Here is a 14,249-nt window from a genome sequence, read left to right on the forward strand (position 1 = left end):
CGTCAGTCCAGAATGAAGCTTTCCAGGTACGCCGGGTTCGCCCGGTCGAGCATGGCCTGCGACCGCGCTCTGATCTGCCGGTCGCTGTGCTCGCTCGCGGGCAGCATCCAGAACCGGTCGGCGCGGATCCCGTCGACGACCTCGGCGGCCACGTCCTCGACCGGCGTGAACTCGATCTCCTGGCCGGCCGCCTTCATCGCCGCCTCCCACTGGTCGAGGCTGCGGTACGGGGTCCGGCGCGGCCGCTCCTTGGCGTACCGCTCGGGGCGGTTGCGGTGCGACTCCCACAGTCCGGTGCGCAGCATGTGCGGTCCGGGGAAGAGCACCGAGGCGCCGACCGCCACGCCCTCCGCCTTCAGGTGCGCGTACAGGGACTCGGTCATCGTGACGACGGCCGACTTGGTGATGGCGTACACGGACGCGGTCGGCAGCGGGGCGATCCCGCCGTCGCTGGACGAGGTGTTGACGACCCTGCCCGGCTCGCCGCCCGCGATCATGCGGGGCACGAAGGCCTGGATGCCGTGGAAGACGCCCCACACATTGACCGCGAAGGCCCACTTCCAGTCGTTGACCTCGTGCTCCCACATGCGGCCCTCGGCGCCGGAGCCGACGCCCGCGTTGTTGCAGAGCACGTGCACGGCCCCGAAGGTCTCGTACGCGGCGTCCGCCAGCGCGATCACGGAGTCCCGCTCGCTGACGTCGACCGTGCGGGCGAGCACCTGTGCCCCGTCCTCGCGCAGCTGCCCGGCGGCCTTCTCCAGGGCGCCCTCCTCGACGTCGGCGAGGACGACCTTGAGCCCCTCGGCGGCGAACCGCCGGGCCATCGCAAGACCGATCCCGCTCGCCGCACCGGTGACGACGGCGACCTGCCCCTGCCTGAGCTCCATGGTCAGACGCTCCCCTCGGGCGGCCCGTCGAGGATCTGCTGGGGGTCGTCGTAGCGCTGGTGGATGTACGGCAACAGGGCCTGCGCGCTGACCCGTTCGGCCACCCTGCCCTTCTGGTCGGTGGTCTTCTCGCCGATGCTGATCTCGACGACGCGGCGCACCGGAAGATCGGCGACGGGGTCGTACATCGACTCGCGAAGGACCACGTCGCCGGTGATCTTCTCCAGCTTGCGCACCTTCTCGTTGCGTACGCAGTGGACGAGGACGGGGTCGGCGTCGAAGCCCTCGCCGTCCACGGCCGGGAGGAACTTGAAGTAGAAGTCGGTCTTCTGGGTCGGCTCGGGCAGCGGCAGCGCGCCCTCGACGGCGCCGCGCACTTCCACGAACGCGATCCCGTGCCGGGCGAGCGAGGCCTTCACGACCAGCCCGTCGCGCTCGACGAGCACCTCGCCGAGCTTCTTCGGCTCGCCGAACACCTCGCGTCCGCCGATCAGGGCCCGCTCGTGCGTCATCGGCATGACCAGCGGATACCAGCCCTCCTGCCCGTCGTGCACGGCGGCGACCGCCACCGAGCCCGCGCCGAGCGGATAGCCGGGCAGGTCGACCTTGCTGATGTTGGCCCGCACCAGCGGGCGTTCGGCGGGCTTGAGCGGCGGCGGCAGCACGGCCGCGACCGCGTCGGGGTCGCTCTCCCAGACCGCCACCACGCCGGTCGACCAGATGTCGGGGAGTGTGGAACTCGCGGTGCGCGCCGCCTGGATCTCGGCCTCGGTGCGCGCCCCGTACCGTACGCGTGCCATGTCGTACCACCCTTCGCAGGCTGTTCTCCGCCGGTCCCTTCCGGGGCCTGTAACACAGTTACACCGCGGCCGATGAAGGGTAAAGACCCCTGCACGCAACGGAATTGATGGAGAGTCAGATATGGCGCGCACGTCACTCACCCGCGAGGAGGTCCTTGCCGCGGCCGGATCCCTGGTCAGACAGCACGGCCCGGCCGCCCTCACGATGCGGAAGCTCGCGGCGGAGCTGGGCACCGCGGTCACCTCGATCTACTGGCACGTCGGCAACCGCGAGTCCCTCCTGGACGCGCTCGTCGAGCGCACCGTCGAGGAACTGGGCGAGATCAGACCGCGCGGGCGCACGCCGGCCGCGCGCGTCGTGTCGGTGGCCCGCACCCTGCGCCGCGAGCTGCGCGCGCGCCCGCACCTGATCGCGATGGTCCACGAACGCGGCCTCACCGAGCGGATGTTCCTGCCCGCCCAGGAGGCGCTGGTCCACGAGATGCACGCGGCGGGCCTGCGCGGGGCCCGGGCGGCGCAGGCGGTGCGGGCGATCCAGTTCCAGGTGGTGGGGTACGTCCTGGTGGAGCGCAACCGGGAGCGCGCGCCGGTGCAGCGCCCGGCGGAGGGGGAGCTGTGGGACAGTGCGGCGGCTGAACAGGACCCTGCGCTGGCGCGTGCGCTCGGCTCTGCGGTGGATCAGGACAGGCTGTTCACCTCCTCGGTACGGGCGCTCGTGGCGGGGCTGCTCTCGGGGGCCCCGGGCTGAGCACCCTGCGGTGCGGCTCCCTCGCGGGGTCCGAGGGCACTGAGCAGGCTGAAACCAGGGGCAGTTGGCGGCGCTCGACCTGCGGCGGACGGCATCACCGGAGCCCGTACCCGACCGGGGCCGGGCCGGAGTGTCAGTGCGGACCCGTATTCTCTGTGACCATGCTCGACGACCTGACGACAGCAGCGACGTGGCCGGCCGCCTACCCACCGGGGTACGCGGTCGTCGACGTGGAGACCACCGGCCTCGCCCGCGACGACCGGATAATCTCGGCTGCCGTCTACCGGCTGGACGCGCAGGGCAACGTCGAGGACCACTGGTACACGCTGGTCAACCCCGAGCGCGACCCGGGGCCGGTGTGGATCCACGGGCTGACCAGTGACGTCCTGGAAGGGGCGCCGCTCTTCCCGGAGATCGCCGAGGAGTTCGCGGCCCGGCTCGACGGGCGGGTCCTGGTCGCGCACAACGCGATCTTCGACTGGCAGATGATCGCGCGCGAGTACGCGCGGGCCGAGCGCACCGCGCCGGTCAAGCAGCGGCTGTGCACCATCGCGCTGTCCAAGGAGCTCGCACTGCCGCTGCCCAACCACAAACTGGAGTCGCTCGCCGCGCACTACGGCGTCGTGCAGCAGCGCGCGCACCACGCCCTGGACGACGCGCGGGTGCTCGCCGAGGCGTTCCGGCCCAGCCTGCACGCGGCCGCGGCCGGCGGGGTGCGCCTCCCGCTGCTCGAATGCCGCCCGCTCACCGAGTGGACGGACTCCCCGGCGACCCCCCGCATCGGCTACCAGGCCTCCTACCGCGGCGGCTCGGCCACCTGGCGGGCCTCGCGCAAGCGCCCCGCCTGCCCGCACCCCAACCCCGGCCGCTACGAGCCGGACCGGCCGCTGAAGCAGGGCATGCGGGTGGCGTTCTCCGGCGACACCTCCGTCGACCGGGAGCTCCTGGAGGACCGGGCGATCGAGGCGGGGCTGCACGTGGCGACCAGCGTCTCGCGCCTCACCAGCCTCCTGGTCACCAACGATCCGGACTCGGCGACGTCCAAGACCGTCAAGGCGAAGTCGTTCGGCACGCCGGTCGTCGACGAGGCCGCCTTCACCCAGCTCCTGCGGGACGTGACACCGGCAGACGGGTGAGTGCCGGGCGCGGCGCCCACCGTGTGCGCCGCGCACGCCTCACCCTGTGGCGCATGGCACGTTGCGAGGTCTGCGGAAACGACTACGGGATGTCCTTCGAGGTGCACGCGCAGGGCGCGGTGCACGTCTTCGACTGCTTCTCGTGCGCCATCCACCGCATGGCGCCCATCTGTGAACACTGCCGGGTCCAGATCATCGGCCAGGGCGTCGAGGTCGAGGGCGCGTGGTACTGCGGAGCGCACTGCGCCCGCGCGGACGGAAAGGTGGGCATCGTCGACAAGGTCTGACCTCCCCCCTCCTCCCGCCACCCGGCCTCCCGCCACCCCACTCGGAGCACCCCGTGGCCCGAGTTGTACGGTCATGGGGTGTACCGCTTCCTGTTGTCCCGGCAGTGGGTGCTCGTCACCCTTCTGGCCCTCGCTCTCATCCCCACGATGATCGAGCTGGGTTTCTGGCAGCTGCACCGCCACGAGCACAAGGTCGCCCAGAACACGCTGATCGCCGACAACCTCAAGGCGAAGCCGGTCCCGGTGACCGACCTCACCTCGCCGGGCCACACCGTCCCGCGGTCGGACTACTGGCGCCAGGTCAGCGCGACCGGCACCTGGGACACCGCGCACGAGGTCGTCGTACGGCGCAGGACCGCGGCCGACGGCCGGGTCGGCTACCACGTGCTCACCCCGTTCGTCCTCGCGGGCGGCCCGACCGTGATGGTCAACCGGGGCTGGATCGCCGACAACGGCAACCAGATGGACTTCCCGAAGATCCCCGCGCCGCCCGCCGGCAAGGTCACGATCACCGGCCGCCTGATGGCCGACCAGACGACCGCGGCCAGCGGCATCAAGGACGTCAAGGGCCTGCCGCCCCGCCAGGTCATGCTGATCAGCAGCGCCCAGCAGGCCAAGGCGCTCGGCCGCACCGTGCTCGGCGGCTACATCGAGCAGACCGCCCCCGAGTCGCCCGACAACTCCCCCGAGCTGATCCCGGCCCCCGACGACAGCTCGATCGGCCCGCACATGGCGTACGCCGTTCAGTGGTGGCTCTTCTCGGCCGCCGTGCCGGTCGGCTGGTTCATCCTCGTACGGCGTGAGAAGCAGGACCGCGAGGAGGCGGCGGCCGCGCCCGTAGAGGCGCCCGAACCCGCCGCTGCTTAGCAAGGTGACCGGCCGGGAACACGCCATGGCGTGACACAACGTACTCAGCGCATCGAGGACTACGCCCTCATCGGCGATCTGCAGACCGCGGCTCTGGTCGGCCGGGACGGATCGGTCGACTGGCTCTGTCTGCCCCGCTTCGACTCCGCCGCCTGCTTCGCGGCGCTGCTCGGTGACGAGAACAACGGCCACTGGCGGATCGCCCCGGCCGAGGTGGGCCATTTCGGACAGTGCGACCGGCGCGCCTATCTGGGCGACTCACTCATCCTGGAGACGTTCTGGGAGACCCGCACCGGCACGGTGAAGGTCGTCGACTTCATGCCGCAGCGCGACCAGGCCCCCGATGTCGTGCGCATCGTGGAGGGCCTGAGCGGCACCGTCGAGATGGACTCGGTCCTGCGGCTGCGCTTCGACTACGGCCATGTGGTGCCCTGGATGCGGCGCGCGGACGGGCACCGGGTGGCGATCGCGGGCCCCGACTCGGTGTGGCTGCGCAGCGAGCCCGAGGTCAAGACGTGGGGCCAGCACATGAGTACGCGCTCCTCGTTCACGGTCGGTGAGGGGGAGAAGGTCGCCTTCGTCCTCACCTGGCACGCCTCCCACCAGCCGCGCCCCGACCTCTGCGACCCGCACGAGGCCCTGGAACAGTCGGTGGCGGACTGGCAGGAATGGGCGGGCCGCTGCCAGTACCAGGGCCCCTACCGGGAAGCGGTGATCCGCTCCCTGATCACCCTCAAGGCCCTCACCTACGCCCCCACCGGCGGCATCGTGGCGGCCGCCACCACCTCGCTGCCGGAGGAGATCGGGGGCGTACGGAACTGGGACTACCGCTACTGCTGGCTGCGCGACTCCACTCTCACCCTGGAGGCGCTCCTTTCGGCCGGCTATCTGGAGGAGGCCGCCCACTGGCGGGACTGGCTGCTTCGCGCCGTCGCCGGCGACCCGGCCGACCTCCAGATCATGTACGGGCTCGCGGGCGAGCGCAGGCTCCCCGAGACCGAACTCCCCTGGCTGAAGGGGCACTTGGGGTCCACACCGGTACGGATCGGCAACGCGGCCGTCGACCAGCTCCAGCTCGATGTGTACGGCGAGGTCGTCGACTCGCTGTTCCTGGCGCGCGAGGCGGGCCTCAAGAGCGAGTCGCACGCCTGGAACATCCAGCTCAGCCTGCTCGGCTTCCTGGAGGAGCGGTGGCGCGAGCCGGACGAGGGGCTGTGGGAGGTGCGCGGGCCGCGCCGTCACTTCGTCCACTCGAAGGTCATGGCGTGGGTGGCCGCGGACCGTGCGGTACGCACCCTGGAGGCCGAACCGAAGCTGCGCGGCGCCGCCGCACGCTGGCGCAAGATGCGCGACGAGGTGCACAAGGAGGTGTGCGAGAAGGGCTTCGACCCGGTCCGCAACACCTTCACGCAGGCGTACGGCTCGACGGAGCTGGACGCGGCGACGCTGCTCATCCCCCGGGTCGGCTTCCTGCCGCCGGACGACCCGCGGGTGGTGGGCACGGTCGACGCGGTGCGCGAGGAACTCGGCGTGAACGGCTTCGTACGCCGCTACAGCACGGACGGCACGACCGTGGACGGCTTGCCCGGCGACGAGGGAACGTTCCTGGTGTGCTCGTTCTGGCTGGCGGACGCGCTGCGCCTGACCGGCCGCGAGGACGAGGCCCGGGAACTCTTCGAGCGGCTCCTGGACCTGCGCAACGACGTGGGGCTGCTCGCCGAGGAGTACGACCCGGTGGGTGAGCGCCAGCTCGGCAACTTCCCGCAGGCCTTCAGCCACATCGGCCTGGTCGCGACCGCCTGCGCGCTGGAGTGCGGGGACGAGGCAGGATAGGCGCATGGATCTTGGACTGAAGGACCGTGTGTACGTCGTCACCGGGGCTTCGCGGGGCCTCGGTCTCGCGTCCGCCCGCGCGCTCGTCGCGGACGGCGCGAAGGTGCTGATCACCGCCCGCGACGAGAAGACGCTGAAGGAGGCCGCCACCGAACTCGGCCCCGGCGCCCTGCCGGTGACCTCCGACAACGCCGACCCGGCAGCGGCGGCGCGGCTGGTCGCCACCGCCCGCGAGCACTTCGGGCGCTTCGACGGCGTGCTGATCAGCGTGGGCGGCCCGGCGCCGGGCTTCGTCGCGGACAACACCGACGAGCAGTGGCAGTCGGCCTTCGACACCGTGTTCCTCGGCGCTGTCCGCATCGCCCGCGCGGCGGCCGACGAGCTCGACGAGGGTGGCGTGATCGGCTTCGTCCTGTCGGCCTCGGTCCACGAACCGATCCCCGGCCTGACCATTTCCAACGGCCTCCGCCCGGGCCTGGCGGGCTTCGCCAAGTCACTGGCCGACGAGCTGGGCCCGCGCGGAATCCGGGTCGTGGGACTGCTCCCCTCCCGCATCGACACGGACCGGGTCCGCCAGCTCGACGAGCTCTCCGGCGACGCGGAGGCGACCCGGGCGGCCAACGAGTCCCGCATCCCGCTGCGCCGCTACGGCACCCCGGAGGAGTTCGGCCGCACGGCCGCGTTCCTCCTCTCACCGGCGGCGTCGTACCTGACCGGCGTGATGCTCCCGGTGGACGGCGGGGCGCGACACGGGTTCTGAGCGCCCGGGGCCCATTACCCGGTGGGCCCCCGCTCCCCCGCCCCGGATCGCGCAGTTCCCGGCGCCCCTGGCAGAGTTGTTCTTCGCGGGGTGCCAGGCATACCCAGCCTGGCCGGTGGCTTGCGTGCCGCCCATGCGGGCATACCCAGCCCGTCATGGGGGGTCCCCCTGGCCCTTGAGGCCTTGGGGGAGATTGAGGACGAGCGCCCTTCAGAGGCGCGAACGGGGTCTGGGGCGGAGCACCAGGAGTCCTGCTCAGCCCACCCACACCCCCGGAGGGTCCAGGGAAGGGGCGGGGTGGGGAAGGGCCTCCCGGCGTCAGCTCACACGCCGCGCCCGATGCTTGACCGCCCGCAGCCGAACCTCCGCCGGCAGCGAGGCAAGCCCCGCAGAGTCACGGGCGTGAGCCAGCGACTCACCCTCCAGACGGGCCAGCGCCCCCGCCGGCTCGGCATGCGCCTCCAGGAGAAGCTCCACCCGCGCCGACGGGGCAGAGCGCCGGCCGCCCAGGACGACCGCCGCCCGGGACACCCCGTCAAGCCCCTCCGCCTCTCCCGCGAGCACCGCCTCCAGCGCCCGCCCCCGCAGCAACGCCCCCTCCCCGTCCCCGGAGTCGACCAGGACCTCGGCGAGCCGGGCCCGGCGCAGCTGGGCGAGCAGCCACCACAGGGCGAGCAGCACGATCAGCGCCAGCGCGGCGATGACGACCGGCCACCACCAGCCCTGGTCGTTCCAGTGGTCCCGGCGCGAACGGCTCAGGAGTACGTCGGTCTTGCCGTGCCAGGGCCACCAGGACGGCACGTCGAGCCCGAACCCGGCGGCCAGCACCGCGCCGCCCGCGAGGAACAGCACAAGTCCCGCGAGGCCGAGCAGTGCCCGGTTGACCGTCCTCAGCATGGCTCAGCCCTTCCGTACCGGACGGCTCACGTGGACCGCGAGCCCGGGCGGCCCGGCCAGGCCGAGCTCCCGGATGCCCGCACCCAGCGCCGCGTCCAAGTCGGCCCGTACGTCGTCGAGTTCGCGGAAGTGCGACAGGGCACGCACCACGACCCGGGTGCGCCCCATGCGGACCCGGACCGACTGGATGCCGGCCACCTCCATGGCCCGGTCGCGCAGCACGAGCGCCGCCGCGGCCCGGTCGAGCCCGGCGCGTACGGCTGCGGATTCGCGCCGCATCGGCAGGATGCCGCGCAGCCCCGGGGTGACGGCGAGCACGATCAGCCAGGCGCCGAGCAGCGCGACGGCCCCCGCGCCCGCGAGCACCGCCACGTCGTCGACGGGGTGCTCCGCCAGCCAGTCGGCGAGCCCGACCCGCCAGCGCATCGCGGGGCGGTGGGCGCGTACGGCGGCGATGTCGTAGAGGAGGAGCCCGGCCGCGGCAAGCACCGCCAGGGCTAGCAGTCCGGCAGGAATCCGGCGCACCGACCAGAAGCGTCCGGCCTTGCCACCCTCGCCCTCCGCGAGAACGGGCACGGCGTCATAGTCGGCGGCCGACACCGACTGGTCGAGGCCCGGGGCCCCGGCGGCGGCCGCCGGATCGGGGCTCTGCTCGATCACGGGCAGACGCTGCGTGCTGTTGTCGCCTTCGTGCGGCTGGCTCATCGGATCCTCCCCCGGTCCGCCGCGCCCGCGTCCGCCGCGTGCAGACGCTCGATCTGCACCGCCACCTCGGGCACCTCCATCCCCGCCAACGCTTTTACCCGTTCGGCGACTTGGCGACGCACCGCGCGGCACTGGCCGCCGAGATCGCCGGGGTAGCCCAGCTCGACGCTGACCCGTACCCGGGCGGACTCCTGGTGCACGACGACGGTGGCACGCGGCGGGGCGCCGCCCTCGGGGATCTCGTCGAGCGCCTCTCTGGCCGCCTGGGCGGCGATCTTCGCGACGACCCGGTCGGCGATCCGGGTGGCACCGCGCTCGGCGGGCTCGATCCGTCCGGCCACCGCCATGGGTCAGCGCCGCCGGTCGCCGCGGTCGCGGGGTCGGAAGAAGTCGCCGGGTTCGAGGTCGCCCTCCAGGAACCGGCCCACTACGAAGCCGATCGCGCCGAGCGCCGCGACCAGCAGGAAGGCCCCGAAGCCGCCGAAGTATCCGGCGAAGCCGAGTGCCATGCCGGCCATCAAGCCAACCACCGCCATGCTCATGCCGAGCTCCTCGGTCCAGTACGTTCGGATGGATCAGTACGTTCCGACAGACGGCGCCTACTGAAGCCGGGACTCCGGCTCCTCGTCCTCCTCGTCGGGCAGCTTCACATCACTCACCGCGATGTTGACCTCGACGACTTCGAGGCCGGTCATCCGCTCGACCGCGGAGATGACGTTCTCGCGCACATCGCGGGCCACGTCGGCGATGGACACCCCGTAGTCGACGACGATTTCGAGGTCGAGCGCGGTCTGCACCTCGCCCACCTCGGCCTTCACCCCGCGCGTGACGGCCGATTTGCCGCCGGGCACCCGGTCCCTGACCGCGCCGAACGTACGGGAGAGGCCGCTGCCCATGGCGTGCACGCCCACGACGTCGCGGGCGGCGAGCCCGGCGATCTTCTCGACCACACCGTCGGCGATGGTGGTGCGGCCGCGCCCCGCCGGATCGCCGCCACCGCGCCTGGTGACGGACGCCTTCTTGAACTGCTCGGCCGTTTCGCCCGCCGGGTCATTCGCGGGTGTACCGGGCCGGTTGCGCTGTGCGGTGTCGCTCATGACCGTGTGTCCCTTCGCCCTTGGACTCCATTGCCCACATTAAGCGCGGTTGCCCCGACTCGCGCCCGCGATGCGGCAGGCTGGAGCAATGACGGGTGACAGTTGGAGTTCCGCGGTACGCCGGCGGCTCGGCCTGGGGCGGCTGCTCGCTCTGGGTGACGTTCAGGACGGCGCGTGGATCACCGAACGGGCGGCGGTCTCGGTGCTGAGGGCCGCGGCGGCGACGCTGCCGGGCCTGGCGGTGGCGTCCCTACGCCTAGCCCCGGCCGACCCGGAGTCCCGCCCCGAGCCTCCGGTCCCGCCCCCACCGACCGCCCTGCCCGCCGGCCCGCTCCGCATCACGGCCGAGCTGGCGGCCCTGGGCGGCCACCCGCTGCCGGAGCTGACGGCGGCCCTGCGGGAGGCCCTGTTCACCGCGGCGGACGACCGCCTGGGCCTGCCGGTCTCGGACATCGACCTGACGGTGACGTCCCTGTTGGACGCCCTCCCGGCTCCCCCACCCGGCGGCCCCCCACCGGACCCGGCCGAACCCCCGGCAGCACCAGCCGCGACAGCGGCCCTGGCAACCCCGGGAGTGGCTCACCTGACGGCGGAACTGGGCCCGCCGGTGCACACGGCAGCGGCCCACGTAAGGGTGGAACTGGCCACGACCCACCACCCCCTGGAGGTGGCAAGAGCCGTACGGGAAGCGGTGGCAAGGGCGACGCCGGAGGCGGATTCGGTGGCCGTACTGATCACATGGGCAGGCTGACACGCCGCCTCATCCAGCCCCCTCCGGCGGCACGGGCGGGGGGGAATCTTCAGCCCGTCCGCCACCATCGAGGGTGGGGATCACAATTCAGCCCGTCCGGCGGCTGAGGACGAGCGCTCTTGAGGCGCGAACGGGGGGCCTGGGGGCAGAGCCCCCAGCGCACGGTCCGCGGAACTCAGCCGAGCCCCCCGCAGGGTGCGACCAGGCTCAGTCGGAGAGCCCGGCCAAGTCGCGCAGCCGCCGAGCCTGAGCGGCACGCTCGGCAACCCGCTGCTCCTCGTAGTCCCGCCCCACCGCACCCCGCAGCAGAGCCTTCGTCTCGACCACGGCAGAACGCGGCGCAGCCAGCAGCGCGCCCGCCAAGTCCCGTACAGCGGAGTCGAGTTCCTCGACCGGGACGGCGAGGTTGGCCAGGCCGACGCGCTCGGCCTCCTCGGCGCCGACGAACCGCCCCGTCGCACAGATTTCGAGCGCGCGGGCATAGCCCACGAGCCCGACCAGCGGATGCGTACCCGTCAGGTCGGGGACGAGCCCGAGGCTGGTCTCGCGCATGGCGAACTGCACGTCCTGCGCGACGACCCGGAGGTCGCAGGCGAGGGCGAGCTGGAAGCCGGCACCGATCGCGTGCCCCTGGACGGCCGCGATCGACACGATGTCGTTGCGGCGCCACCAGGTGAACGCCTCCTGGTATGCGGCGATTTCCGCGTCGAGGTCCTCGTCGGAGCCGCGCGCGAGGTCGATGAACGAGGGCTCGCCGTCGAAGCCTTCGGGGGTGAAGGCCTGGCGGTCGAGGCCCGCGGAGAAGGACTTGCCCTCACCGCGCAGCACGACGACGCGGACGCTGCCCGGAAGCGACCGTCCGGCGTCCGCCAACGCCCGCCACAGAGCGGGAGACTGGGCGTTGCGCTTGGCCGGATTGGTCAGGGTCACCGTGGCGACCGCGTCGTCGACGGAGAGCCGGACGCCGTCCTTGTCGAATTCAACAGCTGCGGATGCGGACGTAGCCATGGAGCGCCTCCGGGTCAGTGGCCGTCATTGAATGACCGCATCGGCGGTCATTAAGTGACTGCACAGTAACCACCCGGTCGACCGCATGGCCGACCGGGTGGCCACCACCGGACCCGGTGGGCCACAGGGAGCTGTCCGAAACTGCCTCGGTCAGGCCGAGGCGGCCTTCTTGCCCCGTGTCGCTCCGCCGCGTCCACGGAGAGTGACCCCGGACTCGCTGAGCATCCGGTGTACGAATCCGTAGGACCGGCCGGTTTCCTCGGCCAGCGCCCGGATACTCGCACCGGAGTCGTACTTCTTCTTCAGGTCTGCCGCGAGCTTGTCGCGCGCGGCGCCGGTAACCCGGCTGCCCTTCTTCAGAGTCTCGGCCACCCGTGCCTCCTCATGGGAAGTGCGCTCTGGACTTCTCATGATCACCCCTTCCGGCCTTCCTGGCCACCCATTCGGCAAGGTCCGTACAACAAGCTTTGGGGCCCAGAAGGCGGCCGGACGGCGCGGAATTTCATATTCCGGCCGAGCGCGGACATAACCCGGGCCGAAAGTCGAGGCGAAGCGCCAGGTCAGCGCTGTGTTCCGGGTCACACACGAAAAAAGGCCCGCCCCACAAGGGGCGGACCTTGATCCCGCACATGACACACCGGGGTACGAGACGCACTCACTCAGATTGAGGATCACGCGTAAGCCGAATGATCCATACGGAGTGGATCAGCGGATGGATCATGCACGGAATCCCGCGCCGGAGGCGTCCGGTCAGGCGAGGGCGACCAGGTCCGCGTAGTCCGGACCCCACAGGTCCTCGACGCCGTCCGGCAGCAGGATGATCCGCTCCGGCTGGAGCGCCTCGACGGCGCCCTCGTCGTGCGTGACGAGGACGACGGCACCCTTGTAGGTGCGCAGCGCGCCGAGGATCTCCTCGCGGCTGGCCGGGTCGAGGTTGTTGGTGGGCTCGTCGAGGAGCAGCACGTTGGCGGACGACACGACGAGGGTGGCAAGGGCCAGGCGGGTCTTCTCGCCGCCGGACAGGACGCCGGCCGGCTTGTCGACGTCGTCGCCGGAGAAGAGGAACGAGCCGAGCGTCTTGCGGACCTCGACCAGGTCCAGGTCCGGCGCGGAGGAACGCATGTTCTCCAGGACGGTGCGCTCCGGGTCGAGCGTCTCGTGCTCCTGGGCGTAGTAGCCCATCTTGAGGCCGTGACCCGGGGTGACCTCGCCGGTGTCCGGCTTCTCGGCCCCGGCGAGCAGCCGCAGCAGGGTCGTCTTGCCGGCGCCGTTGAGGCCGAGGATGACGACGCGCGAGCCCTTGTCGATGGCCAGGTCGACGTCGGTGAAGATCTCCAGCGAGCCGTACGACTTCGACAGGCCCTCCGCCGTCAGCGGGGTCTTGCCGCAGGGCGCGGGCTCGGGGAAGCGCAGCTTGGCGACCTTGTCGGAGACGCGGACCGCCTCCAGGCCGGAGAGCAGGCGCTCGGCGCGCTTGGCCATGTTCTGCGCGGCGACGGTCTTGGTGGCCTTGGCGCGCATCTTGTCGGCCTGCGAGTTGAGGGCTGCGGCCTTCTTCTCGGCGTTCTGGCGCTCGCGCTTGCGGCGCTTCTCGTCGGCCTCGCGCTGCTGCTGGTAGAGCTTCCAGCCCATGTTGTAGACGTCGATCTGGGCGCGGTTGGCATCCAGATAGAAGACCTTGTTGACGACCGTCTCGACGAGGTCGACATCGTGGGAGATCACGATGAAGCCGCCGCGGTACGTCTTGAGGTAGTCCCGCAGCCAGACGATGGAGTCGGCGTCGAGGTGGTTGGTCGGCTCGTCGAGGAGCAGGGTGTCGGCATCCGAGAAGAGGATGCGGGCGAGCTCGATACGGCGGCGCTGACCGCCGGAGAGCGTATGCAGCGGCTGGCCGAGCACCCGGTCGGGCAGGCCGAGGGCGGCGGCGATGGTGGCGGCCTCGGCCTCGGCGGCGTACCCGCCCTTGGTCAGAAACTCGGTCTCCAGGCGCTCGTACTTCTTCATCGCCTTCTCGCGCGTGGCGCCCTTGCCGTTCGCCATGCGATCCTCGTTCTCGCGCATCTTGCGCAGGACTTCGTCGAGGCCGCGGGCGGAGAGGACGCGGTCGCGGGCGAGGACGTCGAGGTCGCCGGTGCGCGGGTCCTGCGGCAGATAGCCGACCTCGCCGGACCGCGTGATGGTGCCGGCGGCCGGGATGCCCTCGCCGGCCAGGCACTTGGTGAGGGTGGTCTTGCCGGCTCCGTTGCGGCCGACCAGGCCGATGCGGTCGCCCTTGGCGACGCGGAAGTTCGCGGACTCGATGAGGACTCGGGCGCCGGCGCGCAGCTCGATGCCGGTGGCGGTGATCACGGAAAGACTCCAGGGCGGTATGGACGGCGGACGGGACGGGGGTCGCGGAGGTCGACGCCGCCTAATGCACAAGGAGAATTGCCATGGGCCAATTCTAACTGGGCCGCGCAACCCGATTTCCGCC

General features: G+C 71.7%; 17 protein-coding genes. 7 read left to right on the forward strand and 10 right to left on the reverse strand.

All coding sequences use genetic code 11. The features are described from left to right. Positions 1-2: 2 nt before the first annotated feature. Positions 3-887, reverse strand: coding sequence for an SDR family NAD(P)-dependent oxidoreductase (locus ABD346_RS06985; RefSeq protein WP_344372982.1), 885 nt, complete (start codon positions 885-887; stop codon positions 3-5). A gap of 2 nt (positions 888-889) precedes the next feature. Then, positions 890-1,687: an acetoacetate decarboxylase family protein gene (locus tag ABD346_RS06990; protein WP_344372985.1), complete on the reverse strand. Its 798-nt coding sequence runs from the start codon at positions 1,685-1,687 to the stop codon at positions 890-892. Positions 1,688-1,808: 121 nt separating this feature from the next. Between ABD346_RS06990 and ABD346_RS06995 the strand changes: the two genes are divergently transcribed. The 6 genes from ABD346_RS06995 (at position 1,809) to ABD346_RS07020 (ending at position 7,318) form a co-directional block, all read left to right on the forward strand. Further along, positions 1,809-2,435: a TetR/AcrR family transcriptional regulator gene (locus tag ABD346_RS06995; protein ID WP_344372988.1), complete on the forward strand. Its 627-nt coding sequence runs from the start codon at positions 1,809-1,811 to the stop codon at positions 2,433-2,435. 155 nt (positions 2,436-2,590) lie between these two features. Then, positions 2,591-3,571, forward strand: coding sequence for a DEDDh family exonuclease (locus ABD346_RS07000; RefSeq protein WP_344372990.1), 981 nt, complete (start codon positions 2,591-2,593; stop codon positions 3,569-3,571). A gap of 53 nt (positions 3,572-3,624) precedes the next feature. Then, complete coding sequence (locus ABD346_RS07005; RefSeq protein WP_078967008.1) at positions 3,625-3,858, forward strand: hypothetical protein; 234 nt, start codon at positions 3,625-3,627, stop codon at positions 3,856-3,858. 78 nt (positions 3,859-3,936) lie between these two features. Next, positions 3,937-4,725 carry an SURF1 family cytochrome oxidase biogenesis protein gene (locus tag ABD346_RS07010; protein ID WP_344372995.1) on the forward strand — a complete coding sequence of 263 codons (789 nt, stop codon included), beginning with the start codon at positions 3,937-3,939 and terminating at the stop codon, positions 4,723-4,725. Positions 4,726-4,755: 30 nt separating this feature from the next. Continuing rightward, on the forward strand, positions 4,756-6,558 hold the full coding sequence (locus tag ABD346_RS07015; RefSeq protein ID WP_344372998.1) for a glycoside hydrolase family 15 protein: 1,803 nt from the start codon (positions 4,756-4,758) through the stop codon (positions 6,556-6,558). Between the two features lie 4 nt (positions 6,559-6,562). Continuing rightward, positions 6,563-7,318 carry an SDR family oxidoreductase gene (locus tag ABD346_RS07020; RefSeq protein WP_344373000.1) on the forward strand — a complete coding sequence of 252 codons (756 nt, stop codon included), beginning with the start codon at positions 6,563-6,565 and terminating at the stop codon, positions 7,316-7,318. A gap of 318 nt (positions 7,319-7,636) precedes the next feature. Here ABD346_RS07020 and amaP read toward each other — a convergent pair whose 3' ends face one another. The 5 genes from amaP to ABD346_RS07045 are packed head-to-tail and all read right to left on the reverse strand — an operon-like array spanning position 7,637 to position 10,017. Continuing rightward, positions 7,637-8,215, reverse strand: a complete 579-nt coding sequence (gene amaP, locus ABD346_RS07025) for an alkaline shock response membrane anchor protein AmaP (protein WP_344373003.1) — start codon at positions 8,213-8,215, stop codon at positions 7,637-7,639. 3 nt (positions 8,216-8,218) lie between these two features. After that, positions 8,219-8,920 carry a DUF6286 domain-containing protein gene (locus tag ABD346_RS07030; protein ID WP_344373006.1) on the reverse strand — a complete coding sequence of 234 codons (702 nt, stop codon included), beginning with the start codon at positions 8,918-8,920 and terminating at the stop codon, positions 8,219-8,221. Next, positions 8,917-9,267: an iron-sulfur cluster assembly protein gene (locus ABD346_RS07035; protein ID WP_344373009.1), complete on the reverse strand. Its 351-nt coding sequence runs from the start codon at positions 9,265-9,267 to the stop codon at positions 8,917-8,919. Before ABD346_RS07035 ends, ABD346_RS07030 begins: the two co-directional genes overlap by 4 nt. Before the next feature lie 3 nt (positions 9,268-9,270). Further along, positions 9,271-9,462 carry a hypothetical protein gene (locus tag ABD346_RS07040; protein WP_053730757.1) on the reverse strand — a complete coding sequence of 64 codons (192 nt, stop codon included), beginning with the start codon at positions 9,460-9,462 and terminating at the stop codon, positions 9,271-9,273. Positions 9,463-9,519: 57 nt separating this feature from the next. Continuing rightward, complete coding sequence (locus ABD346_RS07045) at positions 9,520-10,017, reverse strand: Asp23/Gls24 family envelope stress response protein (RefSeq protein ID WP_344373012.1); 498 nt, start codon at positions 10,015-10,017, stop codon at positions 9,520-9,522. An 88-nt stretch (positions 10,018-10,105) separates the two neighbouring features. Here ABD346_RS07045 and ABD346_RS07050 point away from each other — a divergent pair, with 88 nt between their 5' ends. After that, positions 10,106-10,768, forward strand: a complete 663-nt coding sequence (locus tag ABD346_RS07050; RefSeq protein ID WP_344373015.1) for a hypothetical protein — start codon at positions 10,106-10,108, stop codon at positions 10,766-10,768. A 207-nt stretch (positions 10,769-10,975) separates the two neighbouring features. On the opposite strand, the gene ABD346_RS07055 is transcribed toward ABD346_RS07050, so the two are convergent. The 3 genes from ABD346_RS07055 to ABD346_RS07065 all read right to left on the reverse strand — a co-directional run bounded on the left by ABD346_RS07055 (position 10,976) and on the right by ABD346_RS07065 (position 14,125). Beyond that, a complete protein-coding gene (locus tag ABD346_RS07055) occupies positions 10,976-11,776 on the reverse strand; it encodes an enoyl-CoA hydratase/isomerase family protein (protein WP_344373018.1) in 801 nt (266 codons plus the stop codon). Between the two features lie 150 nt (positions 11,777-11,926). Then, the gene (locus ABD346_RS07060; protein WP_006123601.1) at positions 11,927-12,148 is read right to left on the reverse strand and encodes a helix-turn-helix domain-containing protein; all 222 of its coding nucleotides are present in this window, start codon (positions 12,146-12,148) and stop codon (positions 11,927-11,929) included. 378 nt (positions 12,149-12,526) lie between these two features. Continuing rightward, entirely contained in the window at positions 12,527-14,125 is a 1,599-nt protein-coding gene (locus ABD346_RS07065) for an ABC-F family ATP-binding cassette domain-containing protein (protein WP_189961324.1), read from the reverse strand. Positions 14,126-14,249: the final 124 nt, after the last annotated feature.

It is taken from the genome of Streptomyces mauvecolor (assembly GCF_039532965.1).
Classification (GTDB): domain Bacteria; phylum Actinomycetota; class Actinomycetes; order Streptomycetales; family Streptomycetaceae; genus Streptomyces; species Streptomyces violascens.

Excerpts from the sequence above, each read along its gene's own strand:
- ABD346_RS07055 (WP_344373018.1), bottom strand. The coding sequence starts at position 11,776 with ATGGCTACGTCCGCATCCGCAGCTGTTGAATTCGACAAGGACGGCGTC.
- amaP (WP_344373003.1), bottom strand. The coding sequence starts at position 8,215 with ATGCTGAGGACGGTCAACCGGGCACTGCTCGGCCTCGCGGGACTTGTG.
- ABD346_RS07045 (WP_344373012.1), bottom strand. The coding sequence starts at position 10,017 with ATGAGCGACACCGCACAGCGCAACCGGCCCGGTACACCCGCGAATGAC.
- ABD346_RS06985 (WP_344372982.1), bottom strand. The coding sequence starts at position 887 with ATGGAGCTCAGGCAGGGGCAGGTCGCCGTCGTCACCGGTGCGGCGAGC.
- ABD346_RS07020 (WP_344373000.1), top strand. The coding sequence starts at position 6,563 with ATGGATCTTGGACTGAAGGACCGTGTGTACGTCGTCACCGGGGCTTCG.
- ABD346_RS06995 (WP_344372988.1), top strand. The coding sequence starts at position 1,809 with ATGGCGCGCACGTCACTCACCCGCGAGGAGGTCCTTGCCGCGGCCGGA.
- ABD346_RS07005 (WP_078967008.1), top strand. The coding sequence starts at position 3,625 with ATGGCACGTTGCGAGGTCTGCGGAAACGACTACGGGATGTCCTTCGAG.
- ABD346_RS06990 (WP_344372985.1), bottom strand. The coding sequence starts at position 1,687 with ATGGCACGCGTACGGTACGGGGCGCGCACCGAGGCCGAGATCCAGGCG.
- ABD346_RS07030 (WP_344373006.1), bottom strand. The coding sequence starts at position 8,920 with ATGAGCCAGCCGCACGAAGGCGACAACAGCACGCAGCGTCTGCCCGTG.
- ABD346_RS07040 (WP_053730757.1), bottom strand. The coding sequence starts at position 9,462 with ATGAGCATGGCGGTGGTTGGCTTGATGGCCGGCATGGCACTCGGCTTC.
- ABD346_RS07035 (WP_344373009.1), bottom strand. The coding sequence starts at position 9,267 with ATGGCGGTGGCCGGACGGATCGAGCCCGCCGAGCGCGGTGCCACCCGG.
- ABD346_RS07050 (WP_344373015.1), top strand. The coding sequence starts at position 10,106 with ATGACGGGTGACAGTTGGAGTTCCGCGGTACGCCGGCGGCTCGGCCTG.